This window comes from Bittarella massiliensis (ex Durand et al. 2017) (genome assembly GCF_017566145.1).
GTDB lineage: Bacteria > Bacillota > Clostridia > Oscillospirales > Ruminococcaceae > Bittarella > Bittarella massiliensis_A.
The window spans coordinates 112576-129074 of the sequence record NZ_JABFCL010000001.1 but is presented as its reverse complement, the minus strand read 5'-3'; the positions used below and the strand labels follow the sequence as shown (position 1 = coordinate 129074).

The 16499-nt window shown below is 57.7% G+C and carries 15 protein-coding genes, 1 pseudogene and 1 riboswitch; of the genes and pseudogenes, 7 read left to right on the top strand and 9 right to left on the bottom strand.

The features are described from left to right. Window positions 1–67: 67 nt before the first annotated feature. The 4 genes from HJY11_RS00635 (at window position 68) to radA (ending at window position 6154) form a co-directional block, all read left to right on the top strand. Entirely contained in the window at window positions 68–790 is a 723-nt protein-coding gene (locus HJY11_RS00635; RefSeq protein WP_208074167.1) for an N-acetylmuramoyl-L-alanine amidase, read from the top strand. Between the two features lie 424 nt (window positions 791–1214). Further along, entirely contained in the window at window positions 1215–3827 is a 2613-nt protein-coding gene (adhE, locus tag HJY11_RS00630; protein ID WP_208074166.1) for a bifunctional acetaldehyde-CoA/alcohol dehydrogenase, read from the top strand. Window positions 3828–3878: 51 nt separating this feature from the next. Continuing rightward, window positions 3879–4634, top strand: coding sequence for a phosphotransferase family protein (locus HJY11_RS00625; protein WP_185915139.1), 756 nt, complete (start codon window positions 3879–3881; stop codon window positions 4632–4634). A gap of 134 nt (window positions 4635–4768) precedes the next feature. Then, window positions 4769–6154 carry a DNA repair protein RadA gene (gene radA / locus HJY11_RS00620; protein WP_208074165.1) on the top strand — a complete coding sequence of 462 codons (1386 nt, stop codon included), beginning with the start codon at window positions 4769–4771 and terminating at the stop codon, window positions 6152–6154. On the opposite strand, the gene HJY11_RS00615 is transcribed toward radA, so the two are convergent. Then, complete coding sequence (locus HJY11_RS00615; RefSeq protein ID WP_208074164.1) at window positions 6138–6281, bottom strand: hypothetical protein; 144 nt, start codon at window positions 6279–6281, stop codon at window positions 6138–6140. The genes radA and HJY11_RS00615 overlap by 17 nt on opposite strands. Window positions 6282–6607: 326 nt before the next feature. On the opposite strand from HJY11_RS00615, the gene HJY11_RS00610 reads away from it, so the two are divergent. Continuing rightward, on the top strand, window positions 6608–7654 hold the full coding sequence (locus tag HJY11_RS00610) for a tyrosine recombinase XerC (RefSeq protein WP_368041509.1): 1047 nt from the start codon (window positions 6608–6610) through the stop codon (window positions 7652–7654). Window positions 7655–7733: 79 nt separating this feature from the next. On the opposite strand, the gene HJY11_RS00605 is transcribed toward HJY11_RS00610, so the two are convergent. The 6 genes from HJY11_RS00605 to tgt form a co-directional block, all read right to left on the bottom strand. Beyond that, window positions 7734–8246, bottom strand: a complete 513-nt coding sequence (locus HJY11_RS00605) for an AAA family ATPase (RefSeq protein WP_208074163.1) — start codon at window positions 8244–8246, stop codon at window positions 7734–7736. Continuing rightward, window positions 8243–9157: a tyrosine-type recombinase/integrase gene (locus tag HJY11_RS00600; RefSeq protein WP_208074162.1), complete on the bottom strand. Its 915-nt coding sequence runs from the start codon at window positions 9155–9157 to the stop codon at window positions 8243–8245. The genes HJY11_RS00605 and HJY11_RS00600 overlap by 4 nt, the downstream gene beginning before the upstream one ends. Window positions 9158–9226: 69 nt before the next feature. Next, a complete protein-coding gene (locus tag HJY11_RS00595) occupies window positions 9227–9853 on the bottom strand; it encodes a hypothetical protein (RefSeq protein WP_208074161.1) in 627 nt (208 codons plus the stop codon). A 279-nt stretch (window positions 9854–10132) separates the two neighbouring features. Continuing rightward, window positions 10133–10558, bottom strand: coding sequence for a TIGR04086 family membrane protein (locus HJY11_RS00590; protein WP_208074160.1), 426 nt, complete (start codon window positions 10556–10558; stop codon window positions 10133–10135). Window positions 10559–10718: 160 nt separating this feature from the next. Continuing rightward, window positions 10719–11078 carry a preprotein translocase subunit YajC gene (yajC, locus tag HJY11_RS00585; RefSeq protein WP_208074159.1) on the bottom strand — a complete coding sequence of 120 codons (360 nt, stop codon included), beginning with the start codon at window positions 11076–11078 and terminating at the stop codon, window positions 10719–10721. Between the two features lie 104 nt (window positions 11079–11182). Beyond that, window positions 11183–12313, bottom strand: a complete 1131-nt coding sequence (tgt, locus tag HJY11_RS00580; RefSeq protein WP_208074158.1) for a tRNA guanosine(34) transglycosylase Tgt — start codon at window positions 12311–12313, stop codon at window positions 11183–11185. A gap of 246 nt (window positions 12314–12559) precedes the next feature. Here tgt and HJY11_RS00575 point away from each other — a divergent pair, with 246 nt between their 5' ends. Next, the gene (locus tag HJY11_RS00575) at window positions 12560–14002 is read left to right on the top strand and encodes an alanine/glycine:cation symporter family protein (RefSeq protein WP_243764075.1); all 1443 of its coding nucleotides are present in this window, start codon (window positions 12560–12562) and stop codon (window positions 14000–14002) included. A gap of 143 nt (window positions 14003–14145) precedes the next feature. On the opposite strand, the gene HJY11_RS00570 is transcribed toward HJY11_RS00575, so the two are convergent. Then, window positions 14146–14463, bottom strand: coding sequence for a hypothetical protein (locus tag HJY11_RS00570; RefSeq protein ID WP_208074157.1), 318 nt, complete (start codon window positions 14461–14463; stop codon window positions 14146–14148). Between the two features lie 23 nt (window positions 14464–14486). Here HJY11_RS00570 and HJY11_RS00565 point away from each other — a divergent pair. Beyond that, window positions 14487–15029 (top strand): annotated as a pseudogene (locus HJY11_RS00565) (ferredoxin); the annotation flags it as partial. A gap of 71 nt (window positions 15030–15100) precedes the next feature. Here the strand turns inward: HJY11_RS00565 and queA are convergent. Beyond that, window positions 15101–16135, bottom strand: coding sequence for a tRNA preQ1(34) S-adenosylmethionine ribosyltransferase-isomerase QueA (gene queA / locus HJY11_RS00560; RefSeq protein ID WP_368041508.1), 1035 nt, complete (start codon window positions 16133–16135; stop codon window positions 15101–15103). A gap of 73 nt (window positions 16136–16208) precedes the next feature. Next, window positions 16209–16384, top strand: a riboswitch (Lysine riboswitch). Window positions 16385–16499 lie beyond the last annotated feature (115 nt).

Genomic DNA, 16499 nt, shown 5'->3' with positions numbered 1-16499 from the left:
AGAAGGGATGGAAGGGCGAGACATAACCCCTGCCAAAACTGCATACCTTTACCGAGAGGTGAAAAATATGCTGTTTGTCGCCAAAAGGTGTAAGCCCCCCTATTTGCTGCTGGGAATCTCGGTGCTATTGGCCCTGGTCATCACCCTTTGCAACTTCACGGCCTTTGCCATTGCCAGCGATGTCGATCTGAAAAAGCGGCCGGTCATCATCCTGGATGCGGGCCACGGCGGCTTTGACTCCGGCGCGACGTCGGGCTCGGTGGTGGAAAAGGACATCAATTTGCAAATTGCCCTCAAGCTGCGGGACACCCTGGCTTTTCAGGGGTACACTGTCATTATGACCCGAGAGCAGGACACCTCCACCGAGAGCGAGGGGAATAACCTCTCACAGCGCAAGAAGTCAGACATGCGAAATCGCCTCAAATTGATCAACGATCACCCCGACACCATCTTCCTCTCCATCCATCAAAATTCATATCAGAGCGCCAACAAGGGCTCACAGGTGTTTTACAACAGGAAAAATGCCGAGGGAGAGTTGCTGGCCAAGTGTATCCAACAGACCATCCGCACCAATTTGCAGCCCGAGAGCCACCGGGAACACAAGCCCTCTGGCAAAGAGTACTTTCTGCTGGAAAACAGCACCACGCCGGGAGTTCTCATCGAGTGCGGCTTTATCTCCAATGCCGAGGAGTTGGCAAAGCTCAAAGACAGCGGCTACCAGCAGCAGCTGGCCCTCTGTATCTACCAGGGACTCTGTGAGTACCTGGGGCGATCCTCCCGGTGGAGGTAATCTCGATAGGGGAAACTGCTGTGGCCCTCTGGCTTCTCCTTTCCGCACACCGTCCTGAAAAAATGCGCCCCCGCGCCCGACAAGGAGCGAGGGCGCATTTTTGCGCGGGGAGGGGGGCAAAGAGGTGAGCCCGCCAAACAAATAAGCATTATAATTTTCGCCGAAAGGGGCTTTTCTTATGCAAAGTGACAGGGTATAATAGGGATGTAACAAATGGAAAATCAATGATTTTCTGTCGGAAAAGGGGGATAGCCATCAATTTGATGATAAAATCTGCTCAAACAGAAAAAGAATTGTCGGGGAAATAGAAAGTGGCGGACATCGTTAAAAAATTATCAATTACCACTTGAAAAAAATGCTCTATGCTATATACTTGGATATAGTAAGCAGAGCCACCCGACAACCGCATTGGAGGAAAATCAGTATGGCGAAGAAAAACGAAACCGCACCTGTCCTCATCGACAGCGTCGAGGCGCTGATCGCGAAGATGAAGGCAATGAGAGAGGCGCAGAAGGAATTTGCGACCTTTACTCAGGAACAAGTCGACAAGATTTTCTATGAAGCCGCCATGGCGGCCAACAAGCAGCGCATCCCGCTGGCCAAAATGGCCGTCGAAGAGACTGGCATGGGCGTTGTGGAAGACAAGGTCATCAAAAACCACTACGCAGCCGAATACATCTACAACGCCTACAAGGATACCAAGACCTGCGGCGTTGTCGAGGAAGACCCCGCCTTTGGCATTCAGAAGGTGGCCGAGCCCATCGGCCTGGTGGCTGCTGTCATCCCCACCACCAACCCCACCTCGACTGCCATCTTCAAGACCCTGATTTCCCTGAAGACCCGCAATGCCATCATCATCAGCCCCCATCCCCGCGCCAAGAACTGCACCATCGCCGCCGCCAAAGTAGTTTTGGATGCGGCAGTCAAGGCGGGCGCTCCCGAAGGCCTCATCGGCTGGATCGACGTTCCCTCGCTGGAGTTGACCAATGAGGTCATGCGCAGCGCCGACATCATTCTCGCCACCGGCGGCCCCGGCATGGTGAAGGCGGCTTACTCCTCCGGCAAACCCGCCCTGGGCGTGGGCGCCGGTAACACCCCTGTCATCATCGACGACACCGCCGATGTGCGGATGGCCGTCAACTCCATCATCCATTCCAAGACCTTTGACAACGGCATGATCTGTGCCTCTGAGCAGTCGGTCACCGTGCTGGACAAAGTCTACCAGCAGGCCAAGGACGAGTTTGCCTACCGCGGCTGCTACTTCCTGAAAAAGGACGAGATCGAGAAGGTCCGCAAGACCATCCTCATCAACGGCTCTCTCAACGCCAAGATCGTCGGTCAGTCCGCTTACACCATCGCCCAGCTGGCGGGTGTCAACGTGCCCGAGAGCACCAAAATCCTCATCGGCGAGGTCGAGTCGGTGGACATTTCCGAAGAGTTTGCCCACGAAAAACTCTCCCCGGTGCTGGCCATGTACCGCGCCAAGAGCTTTGACGAGGCCCTGCAGAAGGCCGCTCAGCTGGTGGCTGACGGCGGCTATGGCCACACTGCCTCCCTCTACGTGCACCCCGCCCAGAAGGAGAAGATCGCCAAGCACGCGGCTGCCATGAAGACCTGCCGTGTTCTCATCAACACCCCCTCCTCCCACGGCGGCATCGGCGACCTCTACAACTTCAAGCTGGCTCCCTCCCTGACCCTGGGCTGCGGCTCCTGGGGCGGCAACTCGGTTTCTGAAAACGTGGGCGTGAAACACCTGCTGAACATCAAAACCGTGGCCGAGAGGAGAGAGAATATGCTCTGGTTCAGAACCCCCGAAAAGGTCTACTTCAAAAAGGGTTGCATGCCGGTCGCCCTGGACGAGCTGGGCAAAGTCATGAACAAGAAGAAGGCCTTCATCGTCACCGATACCTTCCTGTACAAAAACGGCTATGTTCACCCCATCGAGGCCAAACTCGACGAAATGGGCATTCAGCACACCTGCTTCTTCGACGTAGCTCCCGATCCGACTCTGGGCTGCGCCAAGGCCGGCGCCAAAGCCATGGCTGACTTTGAGCCCGACACCATCATCGCCCTGGGCGGCGGTTCCGCCATGGACGCTGCCAAGATCATGTGGGTGATGTACGAGCACCCCGACGTGAACTTCGAGGATATGGCCATGGACTTCATGGACATCCGCAAGCGCGTCTACACCTTCCCGAAGATGGGGGAGAAGGCCTACTTTGTCGCCATCCCGACCTCTTCTGGCACCGGTTCTGAGGTGACCCCCTTCGCCATCATCACCGACGAGAACAGCGGCGTGAAATACCCCCTGGCCGACTACGAGCTGCTGCCGAACATGGCCATTGTCGATGTGGACAACATGATGACCCAGCCCAAGGGCCTGACCAGCGCCTCCGGCATCGACGTCATGACCCACGCCCTGGAGGCCTATGTCTCCATCATGGCCTCCGACTACACCGACGGCCTGGCCCTCAAAGCCATCAAGAGCGTCTTTGAATACCTGCCCTCCGCCTACGAGAACGGCGCCAACGACCCCAAGGCCAGAGAGATGATGGCCAATGCCTCCTGCCTGGCCGGCATGGCCTTTGCCAACGCTTTCCTGGGCCTCAACCACTCCATGGCGCACAAACTGGGCGCCTTCCACCACCTGCCCCACGGTGTGGCCAACGCCGTCATCCTCACCGAGGTCATCCGCTATAACGCGGTCGAAGTTCCCACCAAGATGGGCACCTTCTCCCAGTACGAGTACCCCCATGCCCTGGCCCGCTACGCCGAGATCGGTCGCTTTGTCGGCCTGAGCGGCAAAAACGACCAGGAGGTACTCGACAAGCTCTGTGCCAAGCTGGAAGAGCTCAAAGAGGCCATCGGCATCAAGAAGACCATCAAGGATTACGGGGTCGACGAGAAGTACTTCCTGGATACCCTGGACGACATGGTGGAGCAGGCCTTTAATGACCAGTGCACCGGCGCCAACCCCCGCTACCCGCTCATGAAGGAGATCAAGGAGATCTACCTGAAGTGCTACTACGGCAAGTAAGCAAAAGCGCCGTCTATTCGCCAATCCCCACCTGGAAGGAGTAAGTGAATCATGAAATTGGAAGAAAAGGATCTCATCGTAGCACGCCCTTACAAAAAAGTCTATCTCTCCGGCGACAGCGTGGTCAAGGTCTTTGAGGAGTCCCACCCCAAAAAATACGTCTTCAACGAGGCGCTCAACCAGGCCATTGTCGAGGAGACCGGCCTGAACACCGCCAAAGTGCAGGAAGTGTCCCAGATCGACGGGAAATGGGCCCTGGTGTTGGAGCGCAAGCGCGGCAAGACCATGGAAGAGGTCATGGACGAGGACCCGGCCAACCTGGAAAAATACATGGATCAGTTTGTCTCTCTGCAGCTTGAGATGCACAGCAAACAGGCGCCCATGCTCAACAAGCTCAAGGACAAACTCAACCGCCAGATCAGCAGCCTGACCGCCATCAGCGCCACCACCCGGTACGAGCTGCACACCCGCCTGGACAGCATGCCCAAGCACGTGAAGGTCTGCCACGGCGACTTTATCCCCAGCAACGTCATCGTCGGCGAGGACGGCAGCTTGACCATTATCGACTGGGCCCACGCGACCCAGGGCAACGCCAGTGCCGACGCAGCCATGACCTACCTTCTGTTTGCCCTGAAAGACCAGAAGAAGGCCGATATGTACCTGCGCCTGTTCTGCGAGAAGAGCGACACCGCCCTGCAGTATGTGCAGCGCTGGCTGCCCATCGTGGCTGCCGCTCAGCTGACCAAGCACAACGATTTGGAACAGGATTTCCTGATGCGCTGGATCGACGTGGTGGAGTACGAATAAAAGCCGTGTTTCCTTAAAGGAGAAAAGAGACCGCTTTTGCGGTCTCTTTTTGTATTTGCAGAAAGGGGAGAGAGCCCTTATAATGGGGAAAGAGAGAAGGGGAGAGAGCCCCGTACAATTCTGGGAGGATACAGATGAAATCGAGTGAGAAGATAGCGTTTACCTGCAGCGAATGTGGGGCGAGTTTTCCCCGGTGGAGCGGCCAGTGCCCCAGCTGTGGCAGCTGGAACACCTTGGAGGAGCACCTGGTGCGTGCTCCCTCCGCCGCAAAAGGGGGAGCGGCTGCCCCCAAAACTGGAAGCCGCAGTTCCGGCCAGGCGCCCACCGCTCTCAACCGCGTCAGTGAAGAGAGCGAAGCCCGCTTTTTGACCGGCATCGGCGAACTGGACCGGGTGCTGGGCGGGGGAATTGTCAAGGGGGCCCTGGTCTTGCTGGGCGGGGAGCCGGGGGCCGGAAAGTCTACCCTGATGCTTCAGATTTGCGGCTATTTGGCGAGGCAGCTGCAGGTGCTCTACGTCTCGGGCGAGGAGTCCATCCGCCAGATCAAGTTGCGGGCCAACCGCTTAGGTGTCGACGGTGAAAACCTAAAGGTGTTGGCCGAGACCGACATCTATGCCATCTGCGACTTGATCGCCTCGTCCCGCCCCGATCTGGTGGTGATCGACTCCATTCAGACCATGAATTTGAGCGAGCTCTCCTCCTCGCCGGGCAGTGTCGCCCAGGTGCGGGAGTGCACCTCTCTGTTGATGAAGACCGCCAAGGGGGAGGAAATCCCCGTCCTCATCATCGGCCACGTCAATAAAGACGGGGCGATTGCCGGGCCAAAAGTGTTGGAGCACATTGTGGACACAGTTTTGTACTTTGAAGGGGACAAGCACTTCTCCCACCGCATCCTCCGCTCGGTCAAAAACCGGTATGGTTCCACCAATGAAATCGGCGTTTTTGACATGACAGCAGAAGGTCTCAAAGAGGTGCTCAACCCCTCGATGAGGCTTCTCGACGGCCGGCCGGCAGGGGTTTCCGGCACCTGTGTGGCCTGCAATATGGAGGGCAGCCGCCCCTTGTTGGCCGAGGTGCAGGCCCTCATCACCAAGTCGGGCTTTGCCGCGCCCCGCCGCGTCTCCACCGGGTTTGACTACAACCGGGCCAACCTCCTCATCGCCGTGATGGAGAAGAAAGGCGGCTTTTTCTTTGGGAATCTAGACGTCTATATCAACGTGGTGGGCGGCATTCGGCTGGATGAACCGGCTGCCGATCTGGCGGTGATTCTCGCCATGTATTCCAGCGTTAAAGACCAGCCCATCGCCAGCGACGTGCTGGCGGTGGGGGAGGTGGGGCTGACAGGGGAAATCCGCTCTGTTTCCCAGTTGCAAGCCCGCATCAGCGAGGCACAGCGCCTTGGCTTTCGGCGGGTGATTGTCCCCAAACAGAATCTCCGTCATGCTCAGCTGCAGCCGGTTAGGGGAATTGAGGTTGTCGGAGTGAGTTCCATCCAAGAGGCGTTTAAAGCGGCTTTTTAGTTTCCTCCAACGGGGTAAAGTGAACACAGCCTTCACCTAGATTGTTTCCCATCTGTGACAGGTTGGGCAGGTTGCAGTAGCCATCTTTTTGAAATTTGCACTTTTTCCCGCAAATCACCAGATTCATGGATTTGATCGCCTCCCATTTACAAAATATCCTGCCCAGCTAGCTGGGAGAATATCCTCAAATCTCCGAGACGATGGATAGCCTCCTTGACTTTGGCTTAGCAGATGTTGTGATTTTGCTGTGGAACGCGCCAAATCTTGCAATTGATTTTTGCGGGGAGAGGTGCTATATTGGAAACAGCGAATTGCACTAAATAAAAATTTAGTGCAATTTAGGGGGCTGGTTTTCCTTTCTCTGCTTTTAAGGGATATCTCTGTGGCTTCTCACTGCCACAGCCACAAATCAGCCCATATATCAAGTCAATTATCAATCAGGAGGTGCTTTTTTTGCCGCTGGACAAATCTGTTCTCGCACAGGCTCCCACAGTGATGCGGGACTTTCTCTTCTATATGGAGACCATCAAAGGCCGTTCGCCCCGCACAGTCGACAGCTACTTTATCGATCTGCGCACCTTCTTTCGCTTTCTCAAACTGCACAAGGGCCTGATCGCCGCCGACGTTTCCTTTGATGACATTTCCATTGATGATGTAGACATCGACTTTATCCGCAGTGTCACCCTGTCGGACGTGTATGAATTCATGTATTTCATCACCAAAGAGCGCGGCAACAACGCGACGACGCGGGCGCGAAAAGTCTCTTGCTTAAAGTCTTTTTTTAAGTACCTTACAGTCAATGCCAATCTGTTGGAGCAAAACCCCATCAAGGACCTGGAAATACCGGCCATCAAAAAGAGTATGCCCAAATACCTCACCCTCGAAGAGAGTTTTGAGCTGCTCAACCACGTGGTGGACGACGGCTACTACGAGCGGGACTTCTGCATCTTGACCCTTTTTCTCAATTGCGGCATGCGCTTGAGCGAGTTGGTGGGAATCGATCTGGGCGACCTTTCCGACAACACCGTCCGCATCACCGGCAAGGGGAACAAAGAGCGGATCGTCTACCTCAATCGGGCTTGTCTAGATGCAATTGAGAACTACAAAGCGGTCAGAAGCCGCAATTTAACCGACATAAAGGACAAGGACGCACTGTTTTTATCCCGTTTGGGCACCCGGATCAGCCGCCGGCGGGTGCAACAGATTGTGGAGCGAACGCTGCAAAACACTGGCCTTTCAAACCAAGGGCTCTCCACCCACAAGTTGCGGCACACGGCGGCGACGCTGATGTACCAATACGGTGGTGTGGACATACGGGTGTTGAGTGAGATTTTGGGCCATGAACACGTTTCCACCACCGAGATATACACCCACGTCTCCAACAAACAGATGGAGGAGGCCTCTGCCAAGTCTCCCCTCTCGGGCGTAAAGCCCCCCAAGCGAAAAACTGTGCCCAAAGTGAAATCCCAAAAAGACGACAATGACGACAATGAAGAGTAAAAGCAAAAGCGATCCCCTCCCAGTGCAGGCGTCTCTGGAAAGGGATCGCTTTAGGTTGTCCGACAATGCAAAAAGGCGATCAAGGACGTACGGTGATCTGCTGGGCAATCTCTGCGGCCGCTTCGCGGGCAGTAATCCGGCTGACATCGATCTTTTTCGTCCCCATCTGTCCATAAAGGGGCAGCCGGTCGAGACTGCGGGGAATGACACCGGCCGTGCGAAGTCCCCGCTCCACATCCCTTTGCAGGCGAATTCGCAGGGTTTCTGGGGTGCAGACAAGGGTGAATACCCGGCAGTCAAAAGGGAGTCCGGCAAGCCGGCCCAGCAGGTCGTCGAGGATCGCCCTCTGGTGGATGACCCAGCCGAAGAGGACGTATTGCAGACTGCTGTTTTGCAGAAAGTTGCGAAGGAGAAAGGCGATGTTTTCCATCACCATTTTCTTGTTTTCCTCGCTGACGACAAAGGGTTCCATGTCCCAGCACCAGTCCCCGTCGAGAAAGACACTGGGCGTCACCATCTTTTTGAGAGCCTGACAGGTGGCGGTCTTCCCTACCCCCATAGTGCCGTTGACGACGATCAATTGTTTTTTCATGGCTTCTTCTCTTCCCCGGGCTTGGCCTTTGGGTGGTGTTTTTTGTAAGAGGTGCGAGCCGCATGTCGAACGGCGTTGTGGTAAAAAGCGGTGGACTGGGGGGTGAGGTGCCCCACCAGCACCTGTACGTTTTGAATGGGAGCTCCGCTCTGGAGGAGGTGGGCCGCAAAGGACTGGCGCAGGGCTTTGGCAGTGGCCCCTTCCCCCAGTCCAGCCTTGGCTGCATACTTTCGCACCTGTTTGCAAAACCCCTGTCGTGAAAGAGACCTGCCTTCTAAATTGCGAAAGAGAAGGTCTTGAGAAGTGCCCTCTCCGGCGGATGGAAGGGCGGGCAAAACTTCTCTGCAATAGCGCTGTAGCAGCTGCAGGCACTGGGGATAGAGGGGAACACTCCGATGTGTGCCGTCCTTTCCCTCCACTGCAAGGCGGCTTTTTTTAAAGTTGATTTGCCAGGGGTGCAGGGCCAGCAATTCTTTGACCTGAATGCCAGAGGCGTAGATCAGTTCCATCATGGCGCGGTCCCTCAGCCCGGTGGGGGTGGATAGGTCGGGAGCCTGCAAAAGGCGATCGACATCGGCGGGGGAGAGAAACTCGGGAAAGGGGCGCAGGTAGTTCTGCACGGCCAGCGCCTGGGTCTGCACCTGGCCGTACCCCACCAGTTCTGCCTGTTTAAGGTATTTGACAAAGGCATTGATGGAGGAGACCTTGCGGTTTAAAGTAGCCGGCTTGAGGCCCTGTTCGCGCAGTGCGCTCAAATAGGCCTCGATAGCGCCGTCGGTAATGGCATCGGTGTTTCCAGCAAAGGAGATGGCCTGTAAAAAGCCGTTTACATCGGACAGGTAGGCACGCGAGGTGCCGGTGGAGACCCTGCCGCAGAGATGGGCGGCAAACTGTTCAGCAATGGAGTACATTGCGCTCCTTCCCTTCCCTTTTTATCTTGTTTTTTAGGCGGTAACCGCCGACTGCCGGCCATTTTCCCCTCACACCTGTATGTACGAGGAGAACGCCCAGAAGCACAGTAGCTTGAGAACCGCAGAGGCAACAATCAAAGCGGCGGCAACCCCCAGACTGTGGGTGAGGCGGCGGAAGGGCGGCCCCAGCTCCTCCTTCTCTCCCCAGAAGAGGTCTTTGCAGACGAGGTAGGAGACCCCTGCGCAGTTTCGGGCGAAGAGAAGGAGGGCGCCGGCACACAGAACAGCGGGCATCAGCAGAATGAGAAGGTTGAAGACAGCCCCCGACACCCCGTGATAGAAATAGAGATAGCCCCCGGTAAGCCCGGTAGAGACCCCCTGCACCGCCAAAAAGAGGTAGCAAAATGGCACGCCAATGCCGCTGAACGAGGAGCCGTAGAGCCCTAAAAGGATGACCAGCGGCGCCAGAATGCCCTGGGAGAGCACGTCCTGCCAGCGGCTGCTGATGGCGCACCGGACCCATGCACAGGCCGGGGCGTCACCGCCCACCTCTGTCCAGGGCAGGCCGGGCACCAGCAGAGACCCTGCGACACAGCCCAGCACAAAGGTGATCGCCAGGCTCAACAGCAGTGGGTTGACGGCGCTTCCCCGCCGGTTTCGGTGGGGCCGCCGGGCCGGATGTCTTGTACGTCTCATCTTCTTTTCCCTCCTGTTCGATACAGTCTATGAGGGAGAAAGGAGGATTAGTACAAGCTCTCCCACCCTCCTATCCCCTTTCAAACCCAGACAGGAAGGCGGGGGTGGAAACAGGGCGGGTGAAGCCGAGATTATGGAAACTACTATACCCCTTGAAAGACAAAATTACAAGGGCCAAATGCTCTCCAAAAGGGGCCCTTTGCCTCAAAACAGAAAAGGCGGGCACCCATCTCACAAAGAAGCGGTGTGCCCGGTGAACGATTTGAATGAAGCGCTGTATCAGCGGTGCTTTTTGCGGTAGTTGACCCCCCACACGCCGCCCAAACAGGCGGGAATGACACAGATGGCCAGTTTGGTGATGGCCATGGGGCCGAAGGCGAGCCCAAAGGTGAGCAGGGAGAGTCCGAGATAGAGCAGATAGAGCAGCGCCCCCGACAGGGCGCCGATGGCCATTCCGTTTTGCCGGCGGATGCGAGCGGCGACAAGCCCCGCCAAAAAGCCACCCAGTGCCAGAATAGCGGTGGTGCCGGCAATGAAAACGGGGCCGCCGAAATCGTGCAAGGTCATGGTGAAGGCAAAGATCGCCAGGGCGAGAGCCGTGCCCAAAAGCCCGGCGCCAACGCCGATGAGCCAGTGTTTGATAAAACTGCCACCCTCTGTTTTGATCGGCCCCTTTGCCGCGGTTCGCTCCCCTGTGCGCATCATCTGTTCCCTCCGTCTTTAGACTTTGGTACAGTCTATGTGCCCGCGCCGTCCATTATACCGGCCCGGGAGCGGGCACGCCGTCTCCTCGACCCTGCCTCCTGTGGCAAAAAAAGCGGCCGGCCCGCGTTTGCGCGGAAACCGGCCGGAAGGAGCGAAATCACTACTTCTTCTCTTTTTTGTCCTTCTCTTTTTCCTTGGACTCGCTGTTGTCAATGGGGTCGGCGAGTTTCTCCACTTCCTGCACAGCCCATTTTTTGACCCGCAGTTTGGTGCGGTCGCTGCCCGTCTCAAAGAGAACGGTGTCCTCTTTGATGGAGAGGACGCGGCCGACAATTCCGCCGATGGTGGTGATCTCATCTGCAACCTGCAGTTCGTCGCGCATCTTCTTCAGGGCCTTGTCCTTCTTGCTCTGGGGACGGATGAGCATGAAGTAGAAGATGATCAGGATGAGGATCATGGGCAGGAAGGTCATCAGCATGTTGGTGCCGCCGGCGGCCTCCAGTAAAAACAAATTTGACATTGATCGTTTCCCTCCAAAAAAATTACAGTATTTTCATTATACTATTGATTGGCCGTTTTTTCAACCAGTTTGCAAATCTTCACGCGCTGTTCACATCTTCTGCTTTAGATGCGGGTGTCCAGCAGATCGACGTACTGGGCGCGAAACGCCTCAAAAGTCCCCTCTTCTAGGGCGGCGCGGATTTTTTCCATCAGGGTGTTGTAGAAATAGAGGTTGTGCATCACCGCCAGCCGTTGGCCCAGTTTCTCGCCGGCGCGGAAGAGGTGGCGGATATAGGCGCGGGAGTGGCGGCGGCAGGTGGGGCAGTCGCACTGGGGGTCGATGGGCAGGGTGTCCCGCTCGTACTTCTGGTTGTTGATGTTGCGAATGCCCTCCCAGGTGAAGAGGTGACCGTGGCGGGCGTTGCGGCTGGGCATAACGCAGTCGAAGAGGTCGATCCCCCGCCAGACCCCCTCGATGATATTGCCGGGGGTGCCCACCCCCATGAGATAGCGGGGCTTGTTCTGCGGCAGGTATTCGTCCACCACCGAGAGAATGTGATACATCTCCTCTTTGGGCTCCCCCACCGCCAGGCCGCCCACGGCATAGCCGTCCAGGTCGAGCGCGGCGATTTTCTTGGCGTGTTCGATCCGCAAGTCCTCGTAGGTCCCCCCCTGGTTGATACCAAAGAGCATTTGGTGAGGGTTGTTGCGGTCGGGCAGGGCGTTGAGCCGGGCCATCTCCGCCTTGCAGCGCACCAGCCAGCGGTAGGTGCGGTCGCAGGAGGGCTTGACATAGCTGTACTCAGCCGGCAACTTGATGCACTCGTCAAAGGCCATGGCGATGGTGGAGGCCAGGTTGGACTGGATCTGCATGCTCTCCTCCGGCCCCATAAAGATTTTTCGCCCGTCGATGTGGGAGGCGAAGGTGACCCCCTCCTCCCGAATTTTGCGCAAGCCCGCCAGGGAGAACACCTGAAAGCCGCCGCTATCGGTGAGGATGGGGCGCTCCCACCCCATAAACTTGTGGAGACCGCCTAGGTCGTGGATCAGCTTGTCCCCCGGGCGCAGGTGAAGGTGGTAGGTATTGCACAGCTCCACCTGGGTGCGCAGGTCCACCAGGTCGTAGGAGCTGACCGCCCCTTTGATGGCCGCCACCGTTCCCACATTCATAAAGGCGGGGGTCTGCACGGTGCCGTGCACGGTTTGGAATTCACCCCGGCGGGCATGGCCGGACTGTTTGAGCAGGGTGTACATAGTTCACTTCCTTGTCTGGGCGCACCCCAGTGGGGACGCCGGTTCATACAGGCCATTATTATAGACATTTGGCGGCCAAAAGTCAATTTGTCCACTCCTTTAGAATCTCTTTCCCCTCCCCTCTTGGGCGGTGATTCGACAAGGAGGGGCGAGTTTGTTATAATGGGACGCAGCAAATGGACCGCTCCCCTCGCCCAAGCCCCAGGAAGGCAGGGCTGGGAAGGGCGGTTTGAGAGGAGTGAAAAAATGGGAGTGGAACCGATCATCAAAGCGGTCAACGATTTCGTCTGGGGCCCGGTGATGTTGGTGCTCCTGGTGGGGACTGGCGTCTTTTTGACCCTGCGGCTGGGCTTTCTCCCCTGGCGAAACCTGGGGCATGCCCTGAAATCGGTCTTTTCACGGGAGAAAAAGGCCGCCGGCGGAGAGGGGGACATCTCTGCCTTTCAGTCGCTGATGACCGCTCTGGCGGCCACCATCGGCACCGGCAATATCGTCGGGGTGGCCACGGCCATGGTGTTGGGCGGTCCGGGAGCTCTGGTGTGGATGTGGGTCAGCGCCCTTTTCGGGCTCTCCACCAAGTACGCCGAAAGCGTGTTGGCCGTAAAATACCGGGTCAAAACAAAGAGCGGCGAGATGGCGGGCGGGCCGATGTACGCCCTGCGCGACGGCTTCCCCATCCGCTGGATCGGCGCGGTGCTGGCTTTTCTCTTCGCCCTGTTTGCCGTGTTGGCCTCCTTTGGCATCGGCAATCTGACCCAGGCAAACTCCATCTCCGACGCGGTGGGCTCAACCTTTGGGGTGCCCACCTGGGTAACCGGTCTGGTTCTGGCCCTATTGGTGGGCGTGGTGCTGGTGGGGGGGATTCAGTCCATCGGCAAGGTCTGCGGGGTCATTGTACCGGTGATGGCTGTCTTTTACTTTGTTGCCGGTATTGCGGTGATCGCCCTCAACGCCGGCAACCTGCCCCAGGGATTGGCCGAAATCGTGCGGATGGCTTTCTCCCCCGCCGCTGTGGCCGGCGGGGTGGGCGGCACCATCACCGCCACCGTCCTCTCCGCCATGCGCTGGGGGGTGGCGCGCGGGGTTTTTTCCAACGAGGCGGGGTTGGGTTCAGCCCCTATTGCGGCCGCTGCCGCTAAGACCAATCACCCTTCCCGCCAGGGCTACATCAACATGACCGGCACCTTTTTTGACACCCTGGTGGTCTGTTCGGTGACTGGACTGGCCATCGCCTCTTCGGGGGTGTTGGGAACGATGGGGTCTGACGGCAAGCTGCTCGACGGGGTCAACTTGACCATTGCCGCCTTTCGCACTGCCCTCGGTGACGTGGGGGGGATGATCGTCACGGTGGGCATCGCCCTTTTTGCCTTCTCCACCATCCTGGGGTGGGAGTATTACGGAGAGAAGTCGCTGGAATACCTGGTGCACTCTCGGGCGGCCAACTACCTCTACCGGCTTCTCTTCTCCCTGGTGACCTTTGTGGGGGCCACCACTTCGCTGCAGGTGGTCTGGAACATTTCGGACACCATGAACGGGCTGATGGCTATTCCCAACTTGATCTGTCTGCTCGCCCTCAGCGGGGTGGTAGCCCGGGAATGTCGGGACTACCAAGAACGCGTTCTGATCCCTCAAAGGGCCGAAAAACGGGCCTTAAGGGCGCAGAAGCGAGCGGCCAGAAAAGACCCATAGAATGGATAAAAGTTGCTGAAAAAGGCGTTTTTCAGGAGCTGTGACTTCTCTGCAAAGCCGGCAGGCGCCGCGGTATTCTTTGCCGCAGCGCCTGCCGGTTTTTTTGCAAGAGGGTACCTGCCCTGCCGTCCCTGCAGGCCCCTTTAGCGCTCCCCTCTGCCCGCCCTGTCTTCCAAAGGGCCGCAAAGGAAGAACTGAAGGCGGTTAAGGGCGACGGAGAGGCCGCTGCGCTCGACACAGAGGTAGTCGGCCAGCTGCTGTTGGTCAAAGGGAATCAAAAAGTGTTCGCTCCCCTGGAGGGCGGCCTGCTCAGAGAGGTGGGAGAGAAGCTTTTCGCGGGTGGTGCGCTTGGACAGATGGCCGATCTTGCGGTTGCGGCGAAGGCGGCAGTTCTGGCAGACGGTGCACGGATAAATCCCCCTTCTCTTCCCGCTTGACGCCCGTGCGCAGCAAAAAAACATTTACCTGTGTCCGCTTTGTTGAAATTTCAACTGAAGAGAGGGAAGCACCAGCTTATGACGCGGCGGCGGTCAAGGCCGCCCAAGCCAAACAGGCGGAGGAGGAGCCCCCCCTTCCCTGCGGCTGCCCGGGCAGCCAGTCGCGGACCATAGCCACCAGGGGAACAGATTGGGAAGGGGTGGCTGTCCGCGGCAGCGAGCTCTCCCAGTGGCCGGTGCAGATCAAGTTGGCCCCGGTGGACGCCCCTTACTTTGATGGGGCGGATCTGCTGATTGCAGCCGACTGTACCGCCTATGCCTACGGCGACTTTCACCAGCGCTTTATCAGGGGGAAGCTCACCCTCATCGGCTGCCCCAAGTTGGACGAGGGGGACTACGCAGAGAAACTCACCGAGATCCTGGCCCGAAACGACCTCCGCAGCATTCAGGTGGTGCGGATGGAAGTCCCCTGTTGCGGCAAAATGGAGCAGGCGGTCAAATGCGCGCTGGAGCGCTGCGGAAAGGAGATCCCCTGCCGGGTGGCGGTGATTTCCACCGAGGGCGAGGTGCTGCCCGGGTACTGCTGCTGACGCCTTTACCAGCTGAAAAAGCGCTGCTCCCCACAAGCGGGGAGCAGCGCTTTTTTGTCGAAAAGAGGGGATCAGAGGATAAACATGGCATCGCCAAAACTGTAAAAGCGGTATTTCTCCTCCACCGCCACCCGGTAGGCATGCAGCACATTTTCCCGCCCAGCGAGGGCGCTCACCAGCATGATGAGGGTGCTTTCGGGCAGGTGGAAATTGGTGATGAGTCCGTCGATGACTCCAAACTGATAGCCGGGGTAGATGAAAATGTCGGTGTCGTCGGAAAAGGCCGTCAACCTGCCGTTTTTTTGGTAGCAGGACTCAAGGGTTCGGGTGCTGGTGGTCCCCACCGAAATGACCCGGTGCCCCTCTGCCTTGCAGCGCTCAATGATGTCGACGGTCTCCTGGGGGATGACGTAGTGCTCGGTGTGCATCTTGTGCTCGAGCACGTTCTCCTCCTTCACCGGGCGAAAGGTACCCAACCCCACGTGGAGGGTGACCGAGGCGATGATGACCCCCTTGTCGCGGAGGGTCTGCAACAGTTCGTCGGTGAAGTGGAGACCGGCGGTGGGGGCGGCGGCAGAGCCCCGCTCCCTGGCGTAGACGGTCTGATAGCGCTCGCTGTCTTTGAGCTCCTCGTGGATATAGTGGGGCAGCGGCATCTGGCCGATCTGGTCGAGGAGATTGTAGAAGTCTTCGCCCTTGCAGTCAAAGGAGATGACCCGGTTGCCGTCGTCCCGCACCTCGGTAATTTCGCCGGTGAGTAGCCCCCCGCCAAAGGTGAGGCGGACGCCGGTCTTCAGCTTGCGGCCAGGCTTGACCAGGCACTCCCAGCGGGTGACGGGACCCAACTGTTTGAGCAGCAGAACCTCTCCCTTGGCACCGGTGTCGGACTTCTGTCCGTAAAGGCGGGCGGGCAGAACCCGGGAATCGTTGACCACCAGCACGTCGCCGGGCTCGAGCAGTTCGGCAATGTCGTAAAAGTGGCGGTGGGTGATCTCGCCGGTGTGGCGGTCAAGCTGCATGAGCCGGGAGTGGTCCCGGGGATAGATGGGGGTTTGAGCGATGCGCTCTTCGGGCAGGTCGAAATAAAAATCGCTTTTTCGCAGCATGGCAAGTACAGTCCTTTGCTTTTCAAATTGACAGATGCGGGTGCTGGTGTTATGATAAGAGCAACTGAATATAGATAAAGATAGAGGTGCGGTTTTGATCAGTACCGCCGGCCAGGTGCCAAGCCGCAAACGCCGGTGGGAAAGGCAACGCCGCCGAAGGGGACGCCTTTGGCATAGGGGGCCCCTGGGCGCAGACCTGAATAAGGTTGCGACTGTCATCATGTGACATGGTGGAGAGCTATCGGATCTGGCTCTGTGTACCCGCAAAAGTGCGGTCGCAGAAACTCCATACCTTTCTATTATATTGCATGCTATGCCGGTTTTCAACCGGTTTTTTCTTTTTCTGTAGGAAGGGATCGAGAAG